The organism is Paraburkholderia silvatlantica (assembly GCF_003096715.1).
Classification (GTDB): domain Bacteria; phylum Pseudomonadota; class Gammaproteobacteria; order Burkholderiales; family Burkholderiaceae; genus Paraburkholderia; species Paraburkholderia silvatlantica.
In genome coordinates this window covers 259,399-281,756 of the sequence record NZ_QEOL01000004.1, presented here as the reverse complement: position 1 = coordinate 281,756, position 22,358 = coordinate 259,399, and the positions used below count along the sequence as shown (strand labels likewise).

At 61.5% G+C, this 22,358-nt stretch carries 21 protein-coding genes and 1 pseudogene; 5 read left to right on the top strand and 17 right to left on the bottom strand.

All coding sequences use genetic code 11. The features are described from left to right. The first annotated feature begins 155 nt into the window (after window positions 1-155). Window positions 156-1,148: a sugar-binding protein gene (locus tag C7411_RS07690; RefSeq protein WP_165822760.1), complete on the top strand. Its 993-nt coding sequence runs from the start codon at window positions 156-158 to the stop codon at window positions 1,146-1,148. A gap of 97 nt (window positions 1,149-1,245) precedes the next feature. On the opposite strand, the gene C7411_RS07685 is transcribed toward C7411_RS07690, so the two are convergent. The 5 genes from C7411_RS07685 to C7411_RS07665 form a co-directional block, all read right to left on the bottom strand. Then, window positions 1,246-2,172, bottom strand: coding sequence for a 3-hydroxyacyl-CoA dehydrogenase (locus C7411_RS07685; protein WP_110384086.1), 927 nt, complete (start codon window positions 2,170-2,172; stop codon window positions 1,246-1,248). 84 nt (window positions 2,173-2,256) lie between these two features. Next, on the bottom strand, window positions 2,257-3,213 hold the full coding sequence (locus tag C7411_RS07680; protein ID WP_110384085.1) for a PDR/VanB family oxidoreductase: 957 nt from the start codon (window positions 3,211-3,213) through the stop codon (window positions 2,257-2,259). Between the two features lie 6 nt (window positions 3,214-3,219). Next, window positions 3,220-4,461, bottom strand: a complete 1,242-nt coding sequence (locus tag C7411_RS07675; RefSeq protein WP_243413082.1) for a porin — start codon at window positions 4,459-4,461, stop codon at window positions 3,220-3,222. Between the two features lie 60 nt (window positions 4,462-4,521). Further along, entirely contained in the window at window positions 4,522-5,874 is a 1,353-nt protein-coding gene (locus C7411_RS07670) for an MFS transporter (RefSeq protein ID WP_110384083.1), read from the bottom strand. A 112-nt stretch (window positions 5,875-5,986) separates the two neighbouring features. Further along, a complete protein-coding gene (locus tag C7411_RS07665; protein WP_243413081.1) occupies window positions 5,987-7,258 on the bottom strand; it encodes a Rieske 2Fe-2S domain-containing protein in 1,272 nt (423 codons plus the stop codon). Between C7411_RS07665 and C7411_RS07660 the strand changes: the two genes are divergently transcribed. Continuing rightward, the gene (locus tag C7411_RS07660) at window positions 7,257-8,474 is read left to right on the top strand and encodes a LysR family transcriptional regulator (RefSeq protein WP_309147576.1); all 1,218 of its coding nucleotides are present in this window, start codon (window positions 7,257-7,259) and stop codon (window positions 8,472-8,474) included. The genes C7411_RS07665 and C7411_RS07660 overlap by 2 nt on opposite strands. A 110-nt stretch (window positions 8,475-8,584) precedes the next feature. Continuing rightward, entirely contained in the window at window positions 8,585-9,142 is a 558-nt protein-coding gene (locus C7411_RS07655; RefSeq protein ID WP_207786526.1) for a hypothetical protein, read from the top strand. Window positions 9,143-9,207: 65 nt separating this feature from the next. Here the strand turns inward: C7411_RS07655 and C7411_RS39115 are convergent. The 8 genes and pseudogenes from C7411_RS39115 to guaB form a co-directional block, all read right to left on the bottom strand. After that, window positions 9,208-9,327: pseudogene (locus tag C7411_RS39115) on the bottom strand (tyrosine-type recombinase/integrase); the annotation flags it as partial. A gap of 28 nt (window positions 9,328-9,355) precedes the next feature. Next, window positions 9,356-10,603, bottom strand: coding sequence for a type II toxin-antitoxin system HipA family toxin (locus C7411_RS07645; protein WP_110384079.1), 1,248 nt, complete (start codon window positions 10,601-10,603; stop codon window positions 9,356-9,358). Beyond that, the gene (locus C7411_RS07640) at window positions 10,596-10,883 is read right to left on the bottom strand and encodes a helix-turn-helix domain-containing protein (protein ID WP_243413080.1); all 288 of its coding nucleotides are present in this window, start codon (window positions 10,881-10,883) and stop codon (window positions 10,596-10,598) included. The genes C7411_RS07645 and C7411_RS07640 overlap by 8 nt, the downstream gene beginning before the upstream one ends. 663 nt (window positions 10,884-11,546) lie before the next feature. Then, window positions 11,547-12,224 carry an MAE_28990/MAE_18760 family HEPN-like nuclease gene (locus C7411_RS07635; protein ID WP_133253622.1) on the bottom strand — a complete coding sequence of 226 codons (678 nt, stop codon included), beginning with the start codon at window positions 12,222-12,224 and terminating at the stop codon, window positions 11,547-11,549. 29 nt (window positions 12,225-12,253) lie between these two features. Further along, a complete protein-coding gene (locus C7411_RS07630; protein WP_110384076.1) occupies window positions 12,254-13,309 on the bottom strand; it encodes a DUF262 domain-containing protein in 1,056 nt (351 codons plus the stop codon). Window positions 13,310-14,063: 754 nt separating this feature from the next. After that, window positions 14,064-15,647 (bottom strand): glutamine-hydrolyzing GMP synthase, encoded by a 1,584-nt coding sequence (gene guaA / locus C7411_RS07625; protein ID WP_110384075.1) that lies wholly within the window; start codon window positions 15,645-15,647, stop codon window positions 14,064-14,066. 195 nt (window positions 15,648-15,842) lie between these two features. Beyond that, window positions 15,843-16,565 carry a hypothetical protein gene (locus C7411_RS07620; protein WP_110384074.1) on the bottom strand — a complete coding sequence of 241 codons (723 nt, stop codon included), beginning with the start codon at window positions 16,563-16,565 and terminating at the stop codon, window positions 15,843-15,845. A gap of 6 nt (window positions 16,566-16,571) precedes the next feature. Next, entirely contained in the window at window positions 16,572-18,032 is a 1,461-nt protein-coding gene (gene guaB, locus C7411_RS07615) for an IMP dehydrogenase (RefSeq protein ID WP_110384073.1), read from the bottom strand. Window positions 18,033-18,309: 277 nt separating this feature from the next. Here guaB and C7411_RS07610 point away from each other — a divergent pair, with 277 nt between their 5' ends. Further along, entirely contained in the window at window positions 18,310-19,359 is a 1,050-nt protein-coding gene (locus C7411_RS07610; protein ID WP_110384072.1) for a DMT family transporter, read from the top strand. A 96-nt stretch (window positions 19,360-19,455) separates the two neighbouring features. Here C7411_RS07610 and C7411_RS07605 read toward each other — a convergent pair whose 3' ends face one another. After that, window positions 19,456-19,788, bottom strand: coding sequence for an RnfH family protein (locus C7411_RS07605; protein ID WP_110384071.1), 333 nt, complete (start codon window positions 19,786-19,788; stop codon window positions 19,456-19,458). Continuing rightward, complete coding sequence (locus C7411_RS07600) at window positions 19,785-20,222, bottom strand: type II toxin-antitoxin system RatA family toxin (RefSeq protein WP_042265786.1); 438 nt, start codon at window positions 20,220-20,222, stop codon at window positions 19,785-19,787. The genes C7411_RS07605 and C7411_RS07600 overlap by 4 nt, the downstream gene beginning before the upstream one ends. Before the next feature lie 102 nt (window positions 20,223-20,324). Between C7411_RS07600 and smpB the strand changes: the two genes are divergently transcribed. After that, a complete protein-coding gene (gene smpB, locus C7411_RS07595) occupies window positions 20,325-20,771 on the top strand; it encodes an SsrA-binding protein SmpB (RefSeq protein ID WP_042265787.1) in 447 nt (148 codons plus the stop codon). Between the two features lie 72 nt (window positions 20,772-20,843). Here the strand turns inward: smpB and C7411_RS07590 are convergent, their stop codons facing one another. Together C7411_RS07590 and C7411_RS07585 are read right to left on the bottom strand one after the other, a co-directional pair. Continuing rightward, window positions 20,844-21,803: an SPFH domain-containing protein gene (locus C7411_RS07590; RefSeq protein WP_110384070.1), complete on the bottom strand. Its 960-nt coding sequence runs from the start codon at window positions 21,801-21,803 to the stop codon at window positions 20,844-20,846. A 56-nt stretch (window positions 21,804-21,859) separates the two neighbouring features. Next, a complete protein-coding gene (locus C7411_RS07585; RefSeq protein WP_110384069.1) occupies window positions 21,860-22,345 on the bottom strand; it encodes an NfeD family protein in 486 nt (161 codons plus the stop codon). Window positions 22,346-22,358: the final 13 nt, after the last annotated feature.

Below are 22,358 nucleotides of genomic sequence, written 5' to 3'. Positions count from 1 at the left end.
CGGCCGGACTGCACGCGGAACCGCCGGGCGCCAGCCATCACACATAACGCAAGGTTCCGCAGGAAGCCCAAGGCACGGGCGCGGGCTTTCCTTCCGATGAAGAAAACTGTACGAGACACGCGCGCCGTACAACCGGCGCCAAACAGGAGGAAACCATGAAGAAAGCGTGGAAGTATCTCGCTGCGATCGGAGGGCTCGCCATGCTGGCCTCTTCCGCCTATGCAGCGGACAAGACCCTCGCGCTGGTCGTGAAGGGCCTCGACAATCCGTACTTCGATCTCATGCACCAGGGCTGCGACCGGGCGAACAAGGAGCTCGGCAAACAGGGTTACAACTGCTACTACACCGGACCCGCGACAGCCGCGGACGAAAGCGCCGAAGTGCAGATCGTCGACGACCTGCTGACCAAGGGCGTGGCAGCGATCGCCATTTCGCCGTCGAATGCGCCGGCCATTGCCGAAGTGATCCGCCGCCGCAACGCGAAGATCCCGATCATCACCGCGGATGCCGATCTGCTGCCGAAGGACCAGTCGCTGCGCAAGGCGTATGTGGGCACCGACAACTACGAGCTGGGCGTGAAGCTTGGCGAACAGTTGAAGATGCTGATGCCCAAGGGCGGCAACATCTGCCTCGTGATGGGCAACCCCGCGGCCGAGAACATCAACCAGCGCGCCCAGGGCACGCGCGACGTGCTCTCGGGCAAGAAAGGCATCAAGAAGCTGGCGGGCGAAAACAACTGGCATGAGATCAGCGCCTGCCCGCTCTACGTGAACGACGACGCCGCGAAAGCGAACCAGATGATGCAGGACACGCTCACCGCGAACGCCGGCACGCTGCAGGCGTTCGTGTTCGAGGGCGGCTGGCCGCTCTTCGCACCCGAGGCGTATTCGCAGGTCGTCGCGCCGATCATGGACAAGATCAACAGCGGCCAGTTCGTGATCGTTTCAGCCGATACGCTCGGGCCGGAGCTGCAGGCCCTCAAGGATCACAAGGTCAACGCGCTGGTCGGGCAGCGGCCTGAGGAAATGGGCTATCAGGCGGCGATGGTGATGCGCGATCTGGCGGAGGGGAAGACGGTGAAGCCGATCGTTCACACGGGTCTCGACGTTTGCACCTGGAAAAACGCGGATACGTGCCTGAAACATTGAGCGCGTAGCCGGGCGCGAGCCGGGGCCCGGATAGCCCGGCTTGCGCAGGAGGTTCGGCGGGTGGCGAGCCAGACCTTCCAGCGACCGCATCAAAACGTCAGACGGTGCTCGACTGCGCGCCGAGCACGCGCTGTTTGACGTCGGCCAGCGCGGCCAGACAACGATCTCGCCAGGCCCGCCGTGCAGGCAGATTCTCCGCGGCGGTCACCTGCCTGCACTGTCTCTCAACTTCAGCGACCAGATCGGGTCCCCATTCGCGCGCATCCGCCTGCTCTTTCGCGAGGCCGTAGTACATCGGGCCAAGGTTGCGGCAATATTCGGCGATGCCGTGCTGCGCATTCAGGTCGATCGTCTCGAACGGCCCCATGAAGAACCATCGCAGGCCGAGACCGTCCGCGATCGCGCGGTCTATATCGGCGACGCTGCACACACCGTCTTCCACGAGGCGAAACGCCTCGCCGAGCAACGCGCCCTGCAGCCGGTTGACGACGAAGCCGTTGATTTCGCGGGAAAGCCGGATGGGCGCCTGCCCCGCACGCACCATCAGCGCGGCGGCGCGCTCGACGACGCCATCGTCGGTCCAGGGAGCGGGTACCAGTTCGACGAGCGGAATCAGATGCGGCGGATTAATCGGATGCACGACGAGGCATCGCGCGCGGTTCGCCAGATGGTCGGTGAACGACGACGCGGGCAGACCCGAAGTCGAACTGGCGAGCACGACATCGCGCGCCGCGAGCGTATCGATTCGACGATACAGATCGCGCTTGATCTCAAGGCGCTCGGGCGCGCTTTCCTGCACGTAATCGACGCCGTCGAGCGCATCCTCCAGCGACGCGCAGACCCGCACGGGCGCAATCGTCGATTCGACGCCGTCGCGCACAAGCGCATTGCTCACGAATGTACTCGCCTGTCGGGCGACCTCCGGCGCGGCGTCCCACACCCTGACGTCGAACCCGGCCCGTGCAAATACCAGCGCCCACGACGACCCGACCACACCACATCCTGCAACGGCAACCTTTACCATAAGCTCTCCAGAATTTTCGGACCACGTGCGTGAACCGGAACGAACGCGCACATGCAACTGATTCGAAACAACGTATTTTCCAGGCTAAAGATCCAGCACAAGTAGCGGCCCGCGGCTGCCCGAGCAGCAGATCATCATGGTGTCGCCCTTCGCCCGTTCGGCCGCACTCAGTACGTGGTCGCGATGGTCGGGCTCACCGGACAGCACACGTGATTCGCAAACGCCGCACACCCCCTGTTCGCACGAGGACGGCATCGCGAATCCGGCATCTCGCAGCGTCTGCAGAATCGTATTCCCCTCTGCGACGAACAGCTGTTTTCCGCTGCGCTCCAGCCGCACCTCGAAGCCCCCTGCTGCAGCGATTCCCGTCGTCGCCGAAAAGCGTTCGAGATGCACTTTCTCCGACGGCAGGCCTGTCGCTGCGTCGACGAACGCATCGACCATCCTCTCTGGACCGCAGCAATAGAACTCACTGCCGGCGGGCGCGGCCTCGATGACCTTCGCAATATCGACGCGTCCGTCCCCGGGATGATCCGAGCGCACGATGCGAACCTTGTCTCCGTAGCCACGCAACGCCTCACCGAAGACGGTCTTCGCATCGCTGCGGACCGCGTAGTGCAATTCCCATGACGCGCCGCGGCGCTCCAGGTCGACGAGCATCCCGTAAAGCGGCGTGATCCCGATGCCGCCGGCGATCAACACGCTGTGGCTCGCGGTGCGTACGAGCGGGAAGTGATTGCGCGCCTCGCTTACGAAGTACACGTCTCCGACGTGCGCCTCGCGTGCGAGAAAACGAGACCCGCCCCGCCCCGTTTCGTCGGTCTGCACCGCGACCCTCAGGCGCCCGTCGTCGCCCGGCAGAAGCGAATACTGGCGCACCAGATCGTCTCTCAGCTGGAGATCCACGTGCGCGCCAGGTTCGTAAGAGCAGAATGGCGAACCGTCGAGCGTAGCGAATTCATAGATGTTCACCTGTTCGGCGGCCAGCCTGATTGCCATCAGCCTGACGGGCCACATGCTGCGATTGAGCAAACCTTTCATCGAATTTCAGAAACGGTGAATGATCCCAAGCCGGACGACAGCCTGATGATCCGTTGCCGAGGGCGACACACCCGTAATGGATGCCACGGCGGGTTGATTCAGCGAGTCTTTACCAGTCGCCTTCTGGTAGATCGCAATGGCATAGAGTTCGGTGCGCTTGGAAAGGAAATACGCAGCGGACAGGAGTCCCTGGTGATACGTCACACCGCCGGTCGGCCCGGCCTTTCCACTCACGCTCGATCCGTGCAGATAGTCGTATGCGGCCGCCACCTGAAATGCGGGGCCGAATGAATATCCGCCGTTGATTTCCACGTCGTTGAAAATCGCGGAACCGGCAAAGCCGAGTGGATTGGGTCCCGAGGTCAGATCGCCGAGATTGGCGAAATTTATGTGACTGAACGTGGCGCCGACGGTGCCGTCGCCGATCTGATACCGCGCTCCGCCTTCCGCGATGCGCAGGGAACGTGCGGACGCGTAACCCGAAAACACCGGATTCGACGAGGCCTCGGTTGCCGAGCCGATGGATCCCATGTTGTTGCTCGTCGCCGGGCCGGACGTCCCGCCCGTGCCGAAGTACGAGAGGTTGGGATTGCGCGCGTCGGTGTACCCCGCCGCGACGGTGAGCGGACCGCTTGCATAGCTCACGGCTCCCGACCAGAACTGCTTGCCGGTGAAATTGCCGGCGACGCCACCAAGCCCGTACATGCCACCGACGGTAAAGCCATGGAAAGTCGCCGACTTGAACTTGATCGTATTGTTGATGCGCTGCGAGTGCCCGAGATCGTCGATGTCGTCCGGATGCGCGCCCATATGTCCCGGCACGAGCCCCGCCACGGACGTCGGGAAAACAAAGTCGGTCATCGTGTTGTACTGGCGCCCGACCGTCACGGTGCCCATCGGCGCGGACAGACCGACGAACGCTTGTCGCCCGAACATCAGGCCACCTTGCGCGAGGCCTCCAGTATTGATGTTGAAACCGTTTTCGAGGGTGAAGATCGCCTTGAGACCGCCACCGAGATCCTCAGCACCCGTAATCCCCCAACGCGTGCCGCCGATGCCGGACGCGCCGTCGACGAGCGCCACCTGCGACTTGCCGTTGTGTGCCCCTGGGGCTGCGCTCGTCTGTACGCTATTCGTGTACATCAATCCCTCGTCGATCAGACCGTAGAGTGTCACGCTGGACTGCGCGTGGGCCTGTCCGGCGACGAACCCCAAAAACACGATACCGAGTCTCCTGTCCATTCTCATGATATATAGTCTTCCTAATTGTTATGTCGATTGCCGATTGGGAATCGGCATTTTTACGGCTCAGGATGCGACGATCGCGGACTTCCCCCGTTTCAGACGGGCCGCAAGGGTCAGCACCGCAATGCTCGCGATGACGAACACTCCGCAGACGATGGGAAAACCCGCGGTCAGGCTACCCATCCATCCCTGCACGCGGCCGATCATCGCGATCACGACGAAGCCGGTCATACTGCCCATCGCATTGACGAACGCGATACCGGTGGCGGTGATTTCCTTCGGCAGATACGACTGGGGCATCGTCCAGAAGATGGTATTGACCGAATAGACAGCGACATTCGCGATGACGAAGCCCACGATCGTCGCCGCCGGTCCGGCCGAAATCGTGACGACCACGTAGCCCAACGCGGCGACCAGCAGCAGGAAGAACGTGTGATAGACGCGCTCGCGCGTCCGGTCCGAGTGGCGGGCGATGAAGAACATGCCGACCACGGCCACGAGCGGCGGAATGGCCGCGACCGGCCCTATCCAGTGCAGCGGCAATCCGAACGAGCGGACGATCTGCGGCAGCCACGCACCGAGCGTCGCGAGTCCGCCGTAGATGCCCGTATTGACGGCGGCAAGCAGCAGCACGGTCGGGTGCCGCACGACGTCGCGCAGCCGCGCGTGCGGACTGCTGCCAGCCAGCAGCGCTTCGCGGTCGATCGTCGTCTGCAGCCAGCTCCGCTCGTCGGGCGTAAGCCAGTGCGCCTGGGCGGGCCGGTCCGTGAGATAGAGCAGCGTGATGATGCCGAGCGCGATGGCGGGAAAACCTTCGAGCAGGAACAACCACTTCCAGCCGGCCAGGCCAAACAGGCCGTTCATCTGCAGTATCGAGCCCGACACGATGGAGGCCACCGCATACGATGCGGGAATCGCGTACGCGAATACCGCGTTGTAGCGTGCCCGATACGAGTACGGAAACCAGTAGCTGATGTACAGCAGCATGCCAGGCGCCAGGCCCGCCTCGGCGGCACCGAGCAATGCCCGCAGCACATAGAACGAGGTGGGCCCCGTCTCGAACGCCATCAGCATCTGCACCAGCCCCCATGCGATCGCGATCCGCGCGATCGTGAGGCGTGCGCCGTAGCGAGCCATCATCATGTTGCTCGGGACTTCCAGCAGCGAATAGGCGAAAAAGAATACGCCCACGCCGATGCCGAAGGTGGCGCTGGTCAAACCGAGATCCTTGTTCATCTGCAGCGCGGCGAAGCCGAGATTGCCACGGTCCAGCACGGCGACGAAGTTCAGCGCGAACATCAGCCAGGTCATACGGCGACCGACCTTGCGAATTGTCTCCGGGCGATCGTCTGCTCTTGCTGCGAGTCGACCCAGTGCATCCGGCAACTCGACCGGAGCGTCTGCGTGGGGTTCCATGCGGGGTGTCTCTCCATCCTGACAGGTTATGTTGTGAGCCGTCGGCGCGCCTGCGTTGGAACGCGCCTTGTCCGGCTATCGACCGTCCGTCGCGTTGACGGGCGGGCGCAAGTCAGCCCGCGTCCAGTGCCCGCTCGGGTTCGCCCGCTTTACGCACAGCGAGTTCCAGATTCTGCTCGTAGGCCTGCTGCCAGTCGAGCTTGTCCGACGCGATGAACGAGCCGCCCCTCGCACCGAGATAGACATCCGGATTGTCGACCGCCTCCGGCGCTTCGCCGTTCTCCACGAGCGCGCGCGCCGCCTGGATCAGGCGACGACGCGTCACCATGATCATCCGGTCGCTCGCGGCCAGATGCTCGAAGGTGCGATCGACGACTGCCCCCATGCTCTCGATCACCGCCTGGTCCTGCCGCCCGATGCCCTGAATGCCGGTGAAGCTCACCGTGCGCTGCTGCTCGCGATCGATGAAGTAATCATTCTCGCGATTGGCCACGAGCCGCCAGCGGCCGAACCAGTCGTTGGTACGCGGCAGGAACTCCATATCGGCCGCGAGACCCGGAATCGGTTCCCCGGTCTTGAGCGTCTGCAGCGGCATGGTCCGCTTGTCCCAGGCAATACGATAGGACATCGTATGTTCGTCATCCATCGGCACGTTGATCGTGCATGCGATCAGATCGTTGAAGCTGCCATTGGGCGTGAACGTGAAGAACGGGAACAGGAAGTGGGCAAAGCGATAATACAATTCGCCCTGCTCGGCGGCGCGATACGCCGCGTACATCGTACCCCACGGCGTTTCCTTCACGCTGTATTCCGGCGCGCGGCCCACGATACCCCATTTGTGCATCGATTCGGGATCGACTTCGTCGACCTCCAGACCGCCGACATGAAGAAAACCGAAGTGCGACGTGTCGATATCGCCCTCGGCCGACTGAAGCCAGTTGCAGTCGCGCTGATGAACGAACACCGACCGCTCGCCTTCCGGAATCTGCAGGCAGTCCATGTTCGGGAACGCCGGCGGCTGCTCGCGCGGCCCCATGTAGGCCCACACGAGGCCCGTGCGCTCCAGCACCTTGTATGCCTTCGCCTTCACGCGGTTCTTGAAGTCCTGCTCGGGCGGCACGTTGGGCATGTCGACACAGTTGCCTTCGGTGTCGAATTTCCAGCCGTGGTAGACGCAGCGCACCCCGCCTTCCTCATTACGACCGAAATACATCGACGCGCAGCGGTGCGGGCAGCGGTGATCCATCACACCGACCTTGCCATCGGTGTCGCGGAACGCGATCAGGCGTTCCCCCAGCAACATCACGCGCAGCGGCTCCCCATCGCGGACAAGCTCGGATGAGAGACAGACCGGCACCCAGAACTGTCTCATCAGTTTGCCCATGGGCTTATCGGGGCCCACCTGTGTCAGCAGATCGTTATCGGAAGCAGCAAGCATTGAAATTCTCCAGGCAAAAGATTCACATATCAGCGCGCCGGGCGCCGTCGAAGTCGAAGCAGGGATGAACTACCGGTCTCGTGGACCGGTGCGCCGTACGGATGGCGTGCGGGCTATCGCTAATGTGCGACTGCACACGGTTGTGAAAAGATATGACGTGGATCAACGACGAACAATATCGGTTCGTGAAATCAGTTTTTTGGCTACTGGAAAACTGGAGTGGGGAGTGGACTACTGGAATCAGTTGCGCCTGTTCATTCAGATTGCCGAGACGGGCAGCATGAGCAGGGCCGCCGAAGCGCTCGGGCAATCGAACGCTGCGGCCAGCCGGTATCTCGCGGAGCTGGAGCGCCGCCTTTCTGTGCGGCTCGTCGAACGGAACACAAGGCGCCTGTGGCTCACGGAGTCGGGCGAAGCGTTCTACGCTCGCTGCAAGAGCGCTGTCGCCGAAATCGAGGAGGCCGAAACGGCGGCAGCGGCAGCGACGGCGCACGTTGCGGGAAATCTGCGCGTCACGGGGCCGCTCTCATTTTGCATGATCCACATCGGGCCATTGCTACCCTTGTTCAGACAGCGTTATCCCGATGTGATCGTCGAGGTGATTGCAGCCAATCGCTACGACAACATCATCGATAGCGGAATCGATGTCGCGTTCAGGACGCGCTACGCGGAACCCGATTCGAGCATCACTGTGCGGCGTCTCGCGCGCACCTCACGAGCGATCGTCGCGTCGCCGTCATATCTCGCGAGGCGGGGTACACCGACGCATCCCGATGACCTGGACGAGCACGATTTCCTGACCTATCTGCACACGACCTATCCGAAGGACCTGCATTTCGAGCGCGACGGCGAAACCATCACGAAAACGATACGCGGCGTGGCAAGCGCAAACGAAGCGCAGATTCTCAGACAGGCCGCGCTCGGTGGGTTAGGTATGCTCGTTCAACCCAACTATTTGCATTACGACGACGTGCGCGCCGGGTCACTCGTTCGCGTATTGCGCGACTGGAAGCTGCCGTCGATCGATATCAATATCGCGTATCCGAGCAGCAGCTATCTTCCGGCGCGCTCGCGGGCATTCATCGACTTCGTCATCGAGCATTTCAGGGCAATGAAATTCGAGCAGAAATGGACAGACCGGTTTGCGGAAGCAGGGTCATAAGTTTGACTAACAGATTTTCCCGCATTTGGCCTGCCAATGTTTGGCGTTTGGTGAAACCGTGTTTTCTGTGCCCCTATTCCTGGTATCACTCCAACAAGGAAGGAATCCATATGCGCCTTAAAAATCATCGTTTAGGTTACCTGCTGGCGTGCAGTGCGTTGTCGCTGACTGCCATGTCTTATACCGGCGCTGCTTTCGCGGCACCGGTCACGAGATCGGCAAAGGTCCGACTGAACCACGTGTTCGCGACGCTGCAGACCGGGCAGCCTGACCAGAAGCCGGAGGATATCGCCGCCTGCCGCAAGCAGGTGTCGTCTGCGAACTCGCGGTATCTGGGTATTACCGTCAGCACGCAATATTCGATCGATTCACAAACGCTGCTCATGAGCGCAGCGTCGATGCTACCGTCTCCGCAGGCTATAAAGCCGGCATTGCTCACGATCGAACTTGCGCCGCTGGGCATTGAGGGGCAGTACGCGTTCGGCGCGTTCCATCCTGATACGCTGCCGAACAATTATGTGTTGTTCTCGATCGGAACCCATTTCAAGGGCGCCAAATCGTCGATTCTGGTACTCAACAAGGGCAAGGCTTACAACTGCCTGGTCACCAGTGATGCGTCGCCGTTCAACAGTGCCTTGAGCGAAAAGTTCGAGGCTAATCAGCAATAAGGCATAGGCACACAGCTGCGCTTCGATGGCATCCGTGAGCACTTGGCGCGCTATGCTTTTGCACAGCGCGCCATCGCCAGTGAGATGCCGCCCGGGCCATAGCGCTTGACGGTCAGCGTCTCGCGGCGTCCATTGAGGTAATAGTCGTAGCGGAAGGTGACGGTACCGCCAGGCGATGCCGTCAGGCTCGTTCGGACGTGGTCCTTGATATCGTCACAACCGCAATGCTGCACTTAGATCGTCGTGCTCGAAGGCGCTTGCCATGCGGACGATCTCTGCGCGCCTGCAGCCAACCTCCTCGGCAACTGCTTGCCATGTCCGGGTCACGTCCGCCACCTCACGAATCGTGGCCCGAGCCTGTTTCAGCGACAAGCCGAAAAACTCCGCCGCATTTTCCAGGAGGCCGACCGAACACGTCCCCTCGTCGAGATCGATGTTGGTCGTCAGGATGCGCGCCTTGACGTCGGTTGGCGTGGGATTGAGGTCATAGGCCGGTGATAATACCCAGCCGTCGCGGCCGGCCCAGAGGAAACCGTGGTTGCGCAAATGGTCGTCGACATTGGAGATCAGAACATTGAAGGTCACGCGGCGATACAACTGTGCGGCATCGGCCCGCGCCTTCGCACCGTGTTGTGTCAGTACATCAACCAGTTCGGGATAGCTGCCGCGTTGGCCGTCCCGCGATCCTGTCATCGACATGGCCGAGAGAAAGGGAATGCGAATACTCCCGGCTCGATCGAAGCGACGCGACAGCAGCACAGGCTTGCCCGCTACCTGGAGCAGTTCGTGATGCGGGGTGGAAATGCCGGCACGTTCAGCCAATCGGAGGGCGACTTCCTCCCAGGCCTCGATACTGTATTCGTCGGTCTCTTTGGGGAATTTGGCAATCGACAAATGGCCGTGCTGGTCGATGACCGAGGCCTTGGGACGTGCGCCGCCGAGTGACGACCCAAGCGCGAAGATCAGTTGCAAATCCTCATCGGTCTCCTCGTCCCGCAGGATGCGCTCGGTGATTTGCAGCAGCCGCCCCAATTCGATCAGCGCAGGGACACCGGCAGGCACGGGCGCCTGGAGTTCGTCTTCTCCGTTCCAGCGAAATCGCAGCGCGCCCAAGCGCGTTTCATCCGCTACGCCCAGCAGATAATCCAGTTCACCTAGCGTGCGGACGCGCCGTCCTTCACGTTCCGCTTGTCGACGCTCCGCGCGCTGCATGAGGCGGCGTCCCCATGTATCGGGCGCCGAATCGCCAATCGAACCAAAGATGGATTGGTCAGGCGGCGGTGGGAAGACACCGCGCGTCAACGCCAGCGCCGGCTCAATCGAAAAGCGCTCGACGTCGGCCAGCCAGGTCTCGTCATATTCGAACGTGACCGTTTCTTCCCGACGCGACGCATGGCGCCGGAGCAGTCCCACCGGTTGCGGCGTGCCGGCGAGATCGATATGTACCTCGACATCAACCATGGTCGCCCTTCCCTCCGCCGCCACGCGGCAACCGGACCCGCTGAGGCAATGCGGCAGTTGCCAGCGACTGCCCCACTGTATCCCGGGCGGCGTCGGCAACCTCCAGTAGTCCATCCAGGAGCCCAAGCGCCTGCAGCACGGCCGCATAGATGCCGATGCTGACGCCGGGATCACCCGCCTCGACCCGCTGCAAAGTCGCTCTTGACGTGAAAGCCCGTTCGGCAATCACAGCCATGGTCAACCGGCGGCGGCGGCGCGCGTCGTGAATATCGGCGCCCAATTTGCGCAGCGCCCGCCGAACGCCGGCTGAGGGAGCGTGAGGGGTCGGCATTTTGCTATCTTCATGAGACTCTAATGACGTTAATGTATCACGAAGATAGCATTTATGCTCAATTCAACTAAACTGGTAGAGCAGCTTGACGTCATACGGACATGGGGCGCGCTCATCGCGAGTTTTTGACGACCACGACCTGCGTGCAACGGTCCGCCGAGCACATAGTCGACCTCCCGCCCTCGCGAAGCCACAGGCAGGCCCGCCGACGCTTCGTTGGCCGCCTTTACATTTACACAGCAAACACTGCTTGCACTAATAACGGAAAACGGAAGGAAAGGGCCGTTCGCCCGAACGGCGAATGAGTCTTGTCGACCCATATCGGACGCTCGACCGGTGGTCGCGACAAGAGCCGCTTCCAACGTACAAGGGCCGTTCGCGCGGCCGGCTCGGGCGCAATAGACGTGCGAAAGAGTACGATGCGCAACAAGACGCGATGAGGCGCGGATTCATCGGCGGTTTTCAGGATGGACCGCACCATTTTTTGCACGCTGCCGTAGAGATCATCGAAGGTGCTCGCTGCGCTTGCCCCCGGCTAACCGCGTTCGTTTGCCGAAGCTTCGGTATCCGTCCCCGAGCGCATCAAATCGAAAACCCTTACATTTCGCGGATTTAGTCCGTTTCAGCCTGCAAGAATTTCGTTTGAGCAGGGGTGTTAAGAAACGCATATGAGTCGAAGTGCTTTTCCAGCAACTCCACAAACAAATCCACAGTGCGTCGAACGCCATCGAGTCGAAGCTCTAAGTCGGGTGAACGCCCTCGCGCTCCCACTGAAGCGGGGCTTGCCCGCCCGTGAGCCACTTCATGACGCTTGTGCACCACCTCATCGACGAAGAAGCGATCCGGACTGGTTTTAATCGCATCGGTGGCAATGCCGAGATAGCTCGCGATATCGGCAATAGTCTCCATTTCAGAGTTTTGCAAATGAGGAGCGAAGACGGAACTCTCAATCCGACAGGCATGGCCGTCATAGATGGAGTTGACAAAATCCAATCGCTTTTGCCATTTTTTCTGCGACTGAGCGTCTGATAGACCCTTGAACTGTGCATTCATGGCCGTGGGCAAGAAGCGCAGGGACAAATCCAAGTTTTGGAGCCCAAGCGCAGACGCTGCTCGAAGAAAGCTCTCCGTAGCTTCGTTTAATGACTGCTCCAGCGCGCCGTATAGATGGACATAAAACAGCCCGCGAAGAATTTTAACTTCTTCGGTATCTATTGGAGGCACTTCAGCCGATTCCGTCGCCTTAATATGTGAAAGTAATGTTCGTATTTCCCGAAATCTTTCGGCCATCGGGGTGCGTGAGATTAATAGTGCCATTTTTATAGCAAATGATCGCGCACCAATTCAATTCTTCCACTCACCATCCGTTTGTTGTTTGTTCCGGCTGTTGTGAGTTTTTTTAGTTCCTTATTGCCAACGAGGTCCCGCAGTTTTTTAATATCAGGTACAGTTCCGGCCTGAATGGCTAAGGCAGTTCCAACAGATAGTGCTTCAAAAAGATTTGCCGGCGTAATAGTGGACTGGCCTCGCGTTATTCCATGTGGAAAGGCCGTCGCTAAAGCTGATAGAGATTTTTTGAATAGGTTGATTTTAGAAGGCGAGATGAGTTTGCTAGAATTTTCCCTCATGTAATTATTGAGAAAATCTTTGACACTCTTTTCAAAATTATTGTAGTTATAAAGATATGCGAAATATCTGAGAGCATATTCCTCCGAAGTGCCATTCTTAGTGTCACTCTCCCGTAGTCGCACCGCCTTTTTGAAATCGTCAAGGGCAGCCATTTTTTTCAACGAATCATTGAAAGGCCCACGATAAATGCAATTCCGTATTTCTTGATTCGTCAAAAGAACGCCGCCCGTATTCAGTCTCTCAAAAAGGTCGAAGCGAACATTGAGGTCACTTTTGTCGTTGAGCACAGTGACTCGAATCGGGCGCGTCATAAACATGAGCTGCATCGATTTTGGAAGCTCACTGAACCTCAGATCGTTTAATGCGCTCAGTTTTTCAAGATCAGAAATCCCAAGCGGAGCTTTTCGGTTAATGGATCCAAGCAGCTTTGGGCTATCTCCGACAAAGTGGGCAATCGTCGATAGGCGTTGAACCCCATCGACAATTTCCCATGTTGCGTCAGGATTCGTTGCCATAAAGAGGCTCGGCACAGGGATTCCAAGAAAAATCGACTCTATAAGCTCCGATTCGCGTCCCTCGTTCCATACAAACTGCCGCTGGTACTCAGGGGGAACGAAGATGGCGCCCTCGACGAACATGTCGTAAATCTGCCGGATGGTCATGTCGTAACTGTCGAACGACACCAGTCGACGTTCACTGTCCAGCTGTTGTTGGAGTTCAACGAATGAGAGGGGGGCGTTTGACATATGTTAGTAATCTTGTAGTGTCGGATTCTGCTTCGACTCGATCTCTCGTCCTTTCGGACTGTATGTGACCGGAGGATTGTCTAAGGGTGTGGAATAGCGGAAACAATACAACAGCGGACCGAACTGCACTAGGGGCAGATGGCGGGTGACAAGTGGGATCAGCGACGCTGTTGCCGGCGTCTACGCAAATCCGCGAACGCCTCGACAGATTCCCCAGAGCGAGCGTCGGCCATCGGGATGGATTTGCCGTTCGAACGACCATCGGGGCGCTCGGCTGACTGGCCGAGTCTGGCCGCTATCTGCCCGATGTCTATTGACGTAGGTTCGATCTGACATGGAGTCCGGCTCACAAAGATCCAGGAGCGAGAAAATTAACTCTCCATAAGCTATGTCATCCCAATTTCCAACCCGACGACAATCGGGAGCCGTGGTCAGAAGCCGCCCCCTGTCAATCGAGCTACTGACACGTTGGCGCCCAGGCGATCAAGCCGCTGTCGTAGCGTTCCAGATACCGTCACGTATACCGTCAACGCCGATGACGGTATCAGGAAGGTCTCTGCGCACGCCCCCCCGTATACCGTCAGAAATACCGTCAAATTGGGCCCGCTACCACTCGGCACGGAATCTGATTGACATGAAAAAATCCCCGTATATTTCAATAGGTTAGAAATCGACCCCGGCAATTTATCACCGGAGCACCGATTATTTATCCGTCGACGTAACCAATTGATTTAAAAGAGGATTTTTTCACCCCTCACTCCCACTCAATCGTCGCCGGCGGCTTCCCCGAAATGTCATAAACAACACGATTAATCCCACGCACCTCATTAATGATGCGATTCGACACATGCCCAAGCAGTTCATGCGGCAGATGCGCCCAATGCGCCGTCATGAAGTCGAGCGTCTGCACCGCGCGCAACGCGACGACATACTCATAAGTACGCCCATCGCCCATCACACCCACGCTCTTCACGGGCAGAAACACCGCGAACGCCTGGCTCGTGAGTTCGTACCACGACTTGCCAGTCTCCTTGTCGATCGTGCTACGCAGCGTCTCGATGAAGATCGCATCGGCACGGCGCAGCAGATCCGCAAAGTCGCGTTTCACTTCGCCGAGAATGCGCACGCCGAGGCCCGGGCCCGGGAACGGATGGCGATACACCATCTCGTGCGGCAGACCGAGCTTCACGCCCAGTTCGCGCACTTCGTCCTTGAAGAGTTCACGCAGCGGTTCGAGCAGCTTGAGGTTGAGCGTTTCCGGCAGACCGCCCACGTTGTGGTGGCTCTTGATCGTGTGCGCGGCCTTCTTGCCCTTGCCGGCCGACTCGATCACATCGGGATAGATCGTGCCTTGCGCGAGCCATTTGGCGTCGGTGAGCTTGCCCGCTTCGGCCTGGAACACCTCGACGAACTCCGCGCCGATAATCTTGCGCTTCGCTTCCGGGTCGGTCACACCCGCGAGCTTCGACATGAATGCTTCGCTCGCGTCGACATGGATCACCTTCACGCCGAGGTTGTCGGCGAACATCGACATCACCTGCTCGGCTTCGTTCAGACGCAGCAGGCCGTGATCGACGAACACGCAGGTCAGCTGGTCGCCGATCGCACGATGCAGCAGCGCCGCCGCCACCGACGAATCCACGCCGCCCGAGAGGCCGAGAATCACGTGCTCGTTGCCCACCTGCTTGCGGATAGCCTCGACGGCTTCGTCGATGTAGTGGCCCATCTCCCAGTCGGCCTTGGCGCCGCAGATGCCGAGCACGAAACGCTCGAGCATCGCGCGGCCCTGCACCGTGTGCGTGACTTCCGGGTGCCATTGCAGGCCGTAGAAGTGGCGCGCTTCGTCGGCCATTGCCGCGATCGGGCACGACTCCGTCGAGGCCATCAACTGGAAGCCCTGCGGCATTTCCGTAACCTTGTCGCCATGGCTCATCCATACCTTGAGCATGCCGTGGCCTTCGCTCGTGCGGAAGTCTTCGATGCCTTCGAGGAAGCTCGTGTGGTTGCGCGCGCGCACTTCGGCGTAGCCGAATTCGCGCAGATGGCCGCCGTCCACCTTGCCGCCGAGCTGCTCGGCCATCGTCTGCATCCCGTAGCAGATACCGAGCACCGGCACGCCCAGTTCGAAGACGGCTTGCGGCGCGCGCGGCGTGTCGGTGTCGGTGACCGAGTTCGGGCCGCCCGAGAGGATGATGCCCTTCGGTGCGAATTCGCGAATGAACGCGTCGTCCACATCGTACGGATGGATCTCCGAATAGACGTGGGCTTCGCGCACGCGGCGCGCGATGAGCTGGGTGACTTGCGAGCCGAAGTCGAGAATCAGGATTTTGTCGTGCATGGCTGCGGACGAGACCTAAAAAAAGAACGGATACAGAAAGCCGCGCGACAGTGCAAACGCGCGCAGCGTGAATTCATCAGGACCAACAAGGCAGCGCACTACGGCGGAACCGGGTAGCGCAAATTCGGGTGTGCTCTGGACGCTGCTTTGGACGCATTGAGTCTGGTGCTTCGGAGGCCGGGTCTGCGCGCGGCCTCAGCCACGCAGCGGCGGCCTCGGTGCGTCGGCCGCTTCGTCGCGAGCCGCCTGGCGAGCCTCTTGAGCTTGCGCCGTGCTGGCGGGCGGCGGCGTGACCGGCGCTGGACGGGGCGTCACCGGCGCAACGGCTGCGGGCGTCACGGTCGGGACTTCCACGACGGGCTCGACCGGCGCTGCGGGCCGTTTCGCCTCGCGCGCGCCGCCCCACGCCATCGCTCCCAGAAAGCCCGGCTTCGCGTACGTGACCGGCTCGTCGCGACGCTCGGGCCGCTGCTTCTCCGCCTTACGCTGCTGCGCTGAGGCGCCGTTCGCCAGCCCTTTCTGGCGCTTGCGCACCGCGCCCGCGAGCCGCGCGCCGCCGAGGCCGAGGATGATCAGCCACACCCCAACCGCACCGGCCACCAGTTGGCCCAAACCCGTGAGCCGCGGCGCACGCAGCCCAATCAGCCAGACCAGCATCAGCACGCCGGCAATCCAGTTGACGTGCCCCACGGTGCGGCCCACTGGCACGGTCATCTCCCCGTGGAAGGCCGCGCGCAGCGCGAGCCACGCGAAACCCAGCAGCACCACGCCGAAAGCCTGCCCAACGACCGCCGGCTGCGTTTGCACCAGTTGCAGCGCGTCGTAGACCTGGGTCCAGGGCGTGAGAACGAACAGCACGCCGAACCCCAGCAACGTCAACGCATCGACAACCAGCAGCACGCGCAGCAGCGGCTTCATCGGGGTTTAGTCCACGTGATAGTTGGGCGCTTCCTTCGTGATCTGCACGTCGTGCACGTGCGACTCGTGCAGGCCGGCGCCGGTAATCTGCACAAACTCCGCCTTCGCATGCAGCTCTTCGATCGTACGGCAGCCGCAGTAGCCCATCGAGGCGCGCACGCCGCCGATCAGTTGAAACAGGATCGCGTTGATGGGGCCCTTGTAGGCGACACGGCCTTCGATGCCTTCCGGCACGAGCTTGTCGATGTTCGCCGAGTTGTCCTGGAAGTAGCGGTCCGCGGCGCCGTCCTTCATCGCACCGACCGAGCCCATGCCGCGATACGACTTGTACTGGCGGCCCTGATACAGGAACACGTCGCCCGGCGACTCTTCGGTGCCCGCGAACATGCTGCCCATCATCACGGCGTTCGCGCCGGCGGCCAGCGCCTTCGAAACGTCGCCCGAGTAGCGCACGCCGCCGTCGGCGATGCACGGCACGCCCGTGCCCTTGAGCGCTTCCGAGACATTGGAGATCGCGCTGATCTGCGGCACACCCACGCCGGCCACGATCCGCGTCGTGCAGATCGAGCCCGGCCCGATACCGACCTTGACGCCGTCCGCGCCGTACTCGACGAGCGCGCGCGCCGCATCGGCCGTGGCGATGTTGCCGCCGATCACATCGACGTGCGGGAAGTTCTTCTTGACCCAGCGAACGCGCTCGAGCACGCCCTTGCTGTGGCCGTGCGCCGTATCCACGACGATCACGTCCACGCCGGCCTGCACCAGCAACTCGACGCGCTCCTCGTTGTCCGGACCGACGCCGACTGCCGCGCCCGCGCGCAGCTTGCCGTGCTCGTCCTTGCAGGCAGCCGGGTGCTCGGTCTGCTTGGTGATGTCCTTGACGGTCATGAGACCGCGCAGCTCGAACGCGTCGTTCACGACCAGCACGCGCTCGAGGCGGTGGCTGTGCATGAGCGCCTTGGCTTCGACGAGCGGCGTGCCTTCCTTGACGGTCACGAGGCGCTCGCGCGGCGTCATGATCGAGCGCACCGGCTCATCCAGGCGCGTTTCGAAACGCAGGTCGCGGTTCGTGACGATGCCGACGAGCTGCGCGCCTTCCACGACCGGGAAGCCCGAAATGCCATGCTGCTGCGAGAGCGCGATGACGTCGGCGACCTTCATTTGCGGCGGAACCGTAATCGGATCGCGCACGACGCCCGACTCGAAGCGCTTCACCTTCGCGACCTCGCGCGCCTGCTCGGCCGGCGTGAGGTTCTTGTGAACGATGCCGACACCGCCCTGCTGCGCCATGGCGATTGCCAGACGGCCTTCCGTGACGGTATCCATAGCAGCCGACACGAGCGGAATGTTCAGGGAGATATTGCGGGTCAGCCGGGTCTTCAGGCTGGTGTCGCGCGGGAGAACGTCGGAAAAGGCGGGGACGAGGAGCACGTCATCGAACGTGAGTGCTTTCTGGATCAGACGCATGGCAAATCCTATAGGCGCAAAAGCAGATTATACGCGATAGCGCCCTGGAAATCATCAGCGCTAACAGTAGCTTAGCGCCGTTTTCGGGATTATTTCCACGCTCCGGCCGCGCCGGTGGGCGCTATGCGTGCGCGCCGCGCCTCCGACCCGAATATCGGACGCACGCTGCAGGATTGAACAAGACGGGTGCGCACGCCTCCAGTTATGCTTCGGGCCGTCCTATCAAAGCGGCCCGATTGCACGATTGGGCCACCCGAAGTTTCTGGAGGCAATAGAAATGCAGCGTGGTGTGTTGTACGGCGTGCTCGCCGGCGCGTTATGGGGAACGGTGTTCGTCGTGCCCCGGCAACTGGCGGAGTTCTCGCCACTGCTCCTGGGCGCGGGCCGCTATGTGATGTATGGGCTCGTCTCGCTCGCCGCGCTCGTGCCCATGCTGCGCCGCGTCTGGCCGCGCCTGACGCGCGCCGATCTTGTCGCGCTCGTGAAACTCGCGCTGGTGGGCAACGTGCTGTATTACCTGTTTCTCGCTAGCGCCATCCATCTGGTAGGCATCGCGCCGGCCTCGCTGATCGTCGGCGTGCTGCCCGTCACGGTCACGCTGCTCGGCCGCCGCGACCATGGCGCCGCGCCGCTTTCACGCCTCGCCTTGCCGCTCGCCATGATTGCGGCAGGCATTGTGTGCATCAACGTGGACGTGTTCACCGCTGGCGAGGCAGGCGGTGCTGGCGTCCTCACGCGCATCGCCGGCATTGGCTGCGCCGTCGGCGCGCTCGTGTGCTGGACCTGGTTCGCAGTCGAGAACGCCCGTTATCTGCAGCGCAATGCGCACTTCGGCGGCAATGAATGGTCGGTGCTCTGGGGCGTGGTGACGGGCGCGCTCGGCGGGGTGCTCTGGCTCGGCATTCTCGCCGTGCCGTCGCACTGGGTGCAGGACACCGTCGCTGCCGGCCGCTGGACCACGTTCTGGCAGTTGAATCTCGTGCTCGCGATCGGCGCCTCGTGGCTCGGCAACGGTCTGTGGAACGCCGCCGCCAAGCGCCTGCCGCTCACGCTCTCGGGTCAGATGATCGCCTTCGAGACGCTGTTCGCCCTGCTCTACGGCTTTATCTACGATCATCGGCTGCCGCGCGGACTGGAAATCGCGGCGATCGTGCTGCTGGTGGCGGGCGTGAGCTGGTCAGTGCGCCAGCATTCGGGCGGTCCCGAAGATACCGCGCACGGCGACGGCATCGTGCCGGACGGCGATCTGCCAGGCATCGGCAACGCAAGCCGGCTCGCGCAACGCAGCGTCGACGCGACGCGAAGCAGCCGCACGACCGCAGCCTGAGCGCGCCGGGCCGCAAAAGACCGAATGGGCGAGACAGCGCAAGCTGTCCCGCCCATTACGTTCGTGCGGCAAAGCCGTGACAACCCGGCACGAACCTTAGCGCGAATCCTTGGGCAGCCACTTGCGCCCTTCGATCGAGCCTTCCTTGCGCGTCTTGTCGACGCGGCGTTGGCGCGCCATCTTCGGGTCGACGATCAGCGGCCGATAGATCTCGACGCGGTCGTGGTCGGTGAGCACGGTGTCGAGCGGCTTGAGCTTGCCGTACACGCCCACCTTGAGCTTCGCCAGATCGATCTCGGGATGGCGCGCGAGAATGCCGCTCGCGTCAATGGCCTGCTGGACGGTCGCACCCGTCGGCAGCTCGATGCTGATGAGCGTCTGCGCATCCGGCAGCGCATAGCAGACGTCGATGGAAAGATTCGCGCTCATGGCTTGCCGTAGCGCTGGTCGGCGCGCTTCACGAAGGAGTCGACGAAGGTGTTCGCGATGTGATGGAACACTGGCCCGATGAGCTTCTCGAGAATGATGTTTGAAAACTCGTAATGCAGCGCAAACTCGATCTTGCAGGCGTCGGCGCGCAGCGGCGTGAAACGCCAGTAGCCCGTGAACTTGCGAAACGGGCCGTCGGCGAATTCCATGTCGATGCGCTCGGGCCGCTTTTGCGAGTTGCGCGTGGCGAAATGTTGCTTGATGCCCTTGAAGTTGATGTCGATCTTCGCCTCCATACCGCTCTCGTCCTGACGGCGAATCTCGACGCCGCCGCACCACGGCAGGAAGTTGGGGTAGTCGGCGACGTCGGTGACGAGGTCGAACATTTGCTCCGCCGAATGGCGAATCAACACGGTTTTCTGGACATCCGCCATAAATTGCGCAATGCGTGGCTAGGGTGAAAGCGCCACGGGCTTTCGGAGGCCCGCTTTGCTAAAATCGTAATTTTAAACGAGTTGGGCCGATCCCATTTTCCTATGAGCATCATCGACAACAGAAAAGCGTTCTTCGATTACTTCATCGAAGAGCGCCACGAGGCCGGGCTCGTGCTGGAAGGATGGGAAGTCAAGGCCATGCGCGCCGGGCGAGCCAACATCAAGGAAAGCTATGTCGTCATCAAGGACGGCGAACTCTACCTGATCGGCACGCACATCAGCCCGCTGCCCGAAGCCTCGACGCACATCCAGCCTGACCCCACGCGCATCCGCAAGCTGCTGCTCCATCGCGAGGAAATCGACAAGCTGATCGGCAAGGTGGAGCAGCGCGGCTTCACGCTCGTGCCGCTGAACTTTCACTACAAGGGCGGCCGCGTGAAGTGCGAGATCGGCCTCGCCAAGGGCAAGAAACTGCACGACAAGCGCGAAACCGAGAAAAAGCGTGACTGGGAACGCGAAAAGGCGCGCCTGATGCGCTCACCGACCTGATTCTTCCGCGATCGTTCAGATGGAGAACGGGCCGCTCACGCGGCCCGTTGTCATTTTCGGCGGTCCCGGCGCTCATGCGCCCTTCGTCGCGCCAGTCCCGCTGATCTGCCCCTCACGCAAGCCTGCGCGGTTCACGATCGTCAACGCCGAAGCGATCATCGTGCTCAGGTCGCCCATGTTGCCGGGCACGATCAGCGTATTGCCCTGCTTCGCAAGATTGGCGAAGGCGCTCACGTACTGCTCGGCCACCTTGAGGTTGACGGCATCCATGCCGCCCTCCGCCTGGATCGAGTTGCCGATCTTCTGGATGGCCTGCGCGTTCGCCTCGGCCACCGCGAGAATGGCGGCCGCCTGACCCTGCGCCTGGTTGATCGCCGCCTGACGCTCGCCTTCCGACTTCTGGATCGCCGCCTCGCGCGCCCCGGCTGCCAGGTTGATCTGTTCCTGCTTGCGGCCTTCCGAGGCCGCGATGAGCGCGCGCTTTTCCCGCTCGGCGGTGATCTGCGCCTGCATGGCGTGGAGGATTTCCTTCGGCGGCGTGAGATCCTTGATTTCGTAGCGCAGCACCTTCACGCCCCAGTTCGATGCGGCTTCGTCGAGCGCCGACACGACGCTATGGTTGATGAAGTCGCGTTCCTCGAAGGTCTTGTCGAGTTCGAGCTTGCCGATCACCGAGCGCAGCGTGGTCTGCGAGAGCTGCGTAATCGCGAAGACGAAATTGCTCGAGCCGTACGACGCCTTCATCGGATCGGTCACCTGGAAGTACAGCACGCCATCCACCTGTAGCTGCGTGTTGTCGCGCGTGATGCAGACCTGGCTGGGCACGTCGAGCGGAATCTCCTTGAGGACGTGCTTGTAGGCCACGCGATCCACGAACGGCAGCACGATCGTCAACCCCGGCGTGAGCGTGGCGTGATAGCGCCCAAGCCGCTCGAGCACCCAGGCATGCTGTTGCGGCACGATCTTGATGGTCTGCGCGATCAGCACGACGACGATCACGAGCAGAATCAGGCCGACGACTGGGACTTGCATACGGGACCTCCGTTCGCTTCCGTGTGGTGTGTTGGTGTGGTTTTGAATCCGGCCAGTCACGCGTGGCGCGCGCCGTCGCGAGCGGCGCCGTGCGTATTGGCTTCGCGGCGCTCGCGCTTCGCCGCAACGACGAGGCAACTGCCGCGCACCGCCTTGATTTCATAGAGCGGCGCATCTTCGGGCTCGCCAGGCGCGAGTTCGACGTCCCATTCGGCGCCGCGATACATCGTGCGCGCGCGGCCGTCGCGCCAGGCGGCGACGGCAAGTGTCGCGCCAATGTCGAGGTTCACGCCCGGGTCGGCCGAGGCGTCGGCCATGCGCCGGCGGCGGCCAAAGCGCGAGCGCCGCAGCGTGACCACCGCCGCGAGCCCGACCGCCGCCGCGACGATCAGTTGCACGTCGAGCGGCGCGCCAAACTCGTAGCTGAGCGCGCCGGCGAGAAAACCGAGCGCGATCATCAATAAGTAAAAGGTGCCGGTCATCAGCTCGGCGACGATGAGCACGCCAGCGGCAATCCACCAGAACAAACCATGCGGACCCACGACGACCTCCCAA

Coding starts and splice junctions, on each gene's coding strand:
- C7411_RS07630 (WP_110384076.1), bottom strand. CDS start 13,309: ATGTCAAACGCCCCCCTCTCATTCGTTGAACTCCAACAACAGCTGGAC.
- C7411_RS07660 (WP_309147576.1), top strand. CDS start 7,257: ATGGGCTTATCGGGGCCCACCTGTGTCAGCAGATCGTTATCGGAAGCA.
- C7411_RS07605 (WP_110384071.1), bottom strand. CDS start 19,788: ATGAGCGCGAATCTTTCCATCGACGTCTGCTATGCGCTGCCGGATGCG.
- C7411_RS07590 (WP_110384070.1), bottom strand. CDS start 21,803: ATGCAAGTCCCAGTCGTCGGCCTGATTCTGCTCGTGATCGTCGTCGTG.
- C7411_RS07665 (WP_243413081.1), bottom strand. CDS start 7,258: ATGGGCAAACTGATGAGACAGTTCTGGGTGCCGGTCTGTCTCTCATCC.
- guaB (WP_110384073.1), bottom strand. CDS start 18,032: ATGCGTCTGATCCAGAAAGCACTCACGTTCGATGACGTGCTCCTCGTC.
- smpB (WP_042265787.1), top strand. CDS start 20,325: ATGAGCATCATCGACAACAGAAAAGCGTTCTTCGATTACTTCATCGAA.
- C7411_RS07680 (WP_110384085.1), bottom strand. CDS start 3,213: ATGAAAGGTTTGCTCAATCGCAGCATGTGGCCCGTCAGGCTGATGGCA.
- C7411_RS07635 (WP_133253622.1), bottom strand. CDS start 12,224: ATGGCCGAAAGATTTCGGGAAATACGAACATTACTTTCACATATTAAG.
- C7411_RS07600 (WP_042265786.1), bottom strand. CDS start 20,222: ATGGCGGATGTCCAGAAAACCGTGTTGATTCGCCATTCGGCGGAGCAA.
- C7411_RS07655 (WP_207786526.1), top strand. CDS start 8,585: ATGCGCCTTAAAAATCATCGTTTAGGTTACCTGCTGGCGTGCAGTGCG.
- C7411_RS07690 (WP_165822760.1), top strand. CDS start 156: ATGAAGAAAGCGTGGAAGTATCTCGCTGCGATCGGAGGGCTCGCCATG.
- C7411_RS07645 (WP_110384079.1), bottom strand. CDS start 10,603: ATGGTTGATGTCGAGGTACATATCGATCTCGCCGGCACGCCGCAACCG.
- C7411_RS07685 (WP_110384086.1), bottom strand. CDS start 2,172: ATGGTAAAGGTTGCCGTTGCAGGATGTGGTGTGGTCGGGTCGTCGTGG.
- C7411_RS07675 (WP_243413082.1), bottom strand. CDS start 4,461: ATGAGAATGGACAGGAGACTCGGTATCGTGTTTTTGGGGTTCGTCGCC.
- guaA (WP_110384075.1), bottom strand. CDS start 15,647: ATGCACGACAAAATCCTGATTCTCGACTTCGGCTCGCAAGTCACCCAG.
- C7411_RS07610 (WP_110384072.1), top strand. CDS start 18,310: ATGCAGCGTGGTGTGTTGTACGGCGTGCTCGCCGGCGCGTTATGGGGA.
- C7411_RS07670 (WP_110384083.1), bottom strand. CDS start 5,874: ATGGAACCCCACGCAGACGCTCCGGTCGAGTTGCCGGATGCACTGGGT.
- C7411_RS07620 (WP_110384074.1), bottom strand. CDS start 16,565: ATGAAGCCGCTGCTGCGCGTGCTGCTGGTTGTCGATGCGTTGACGTTG.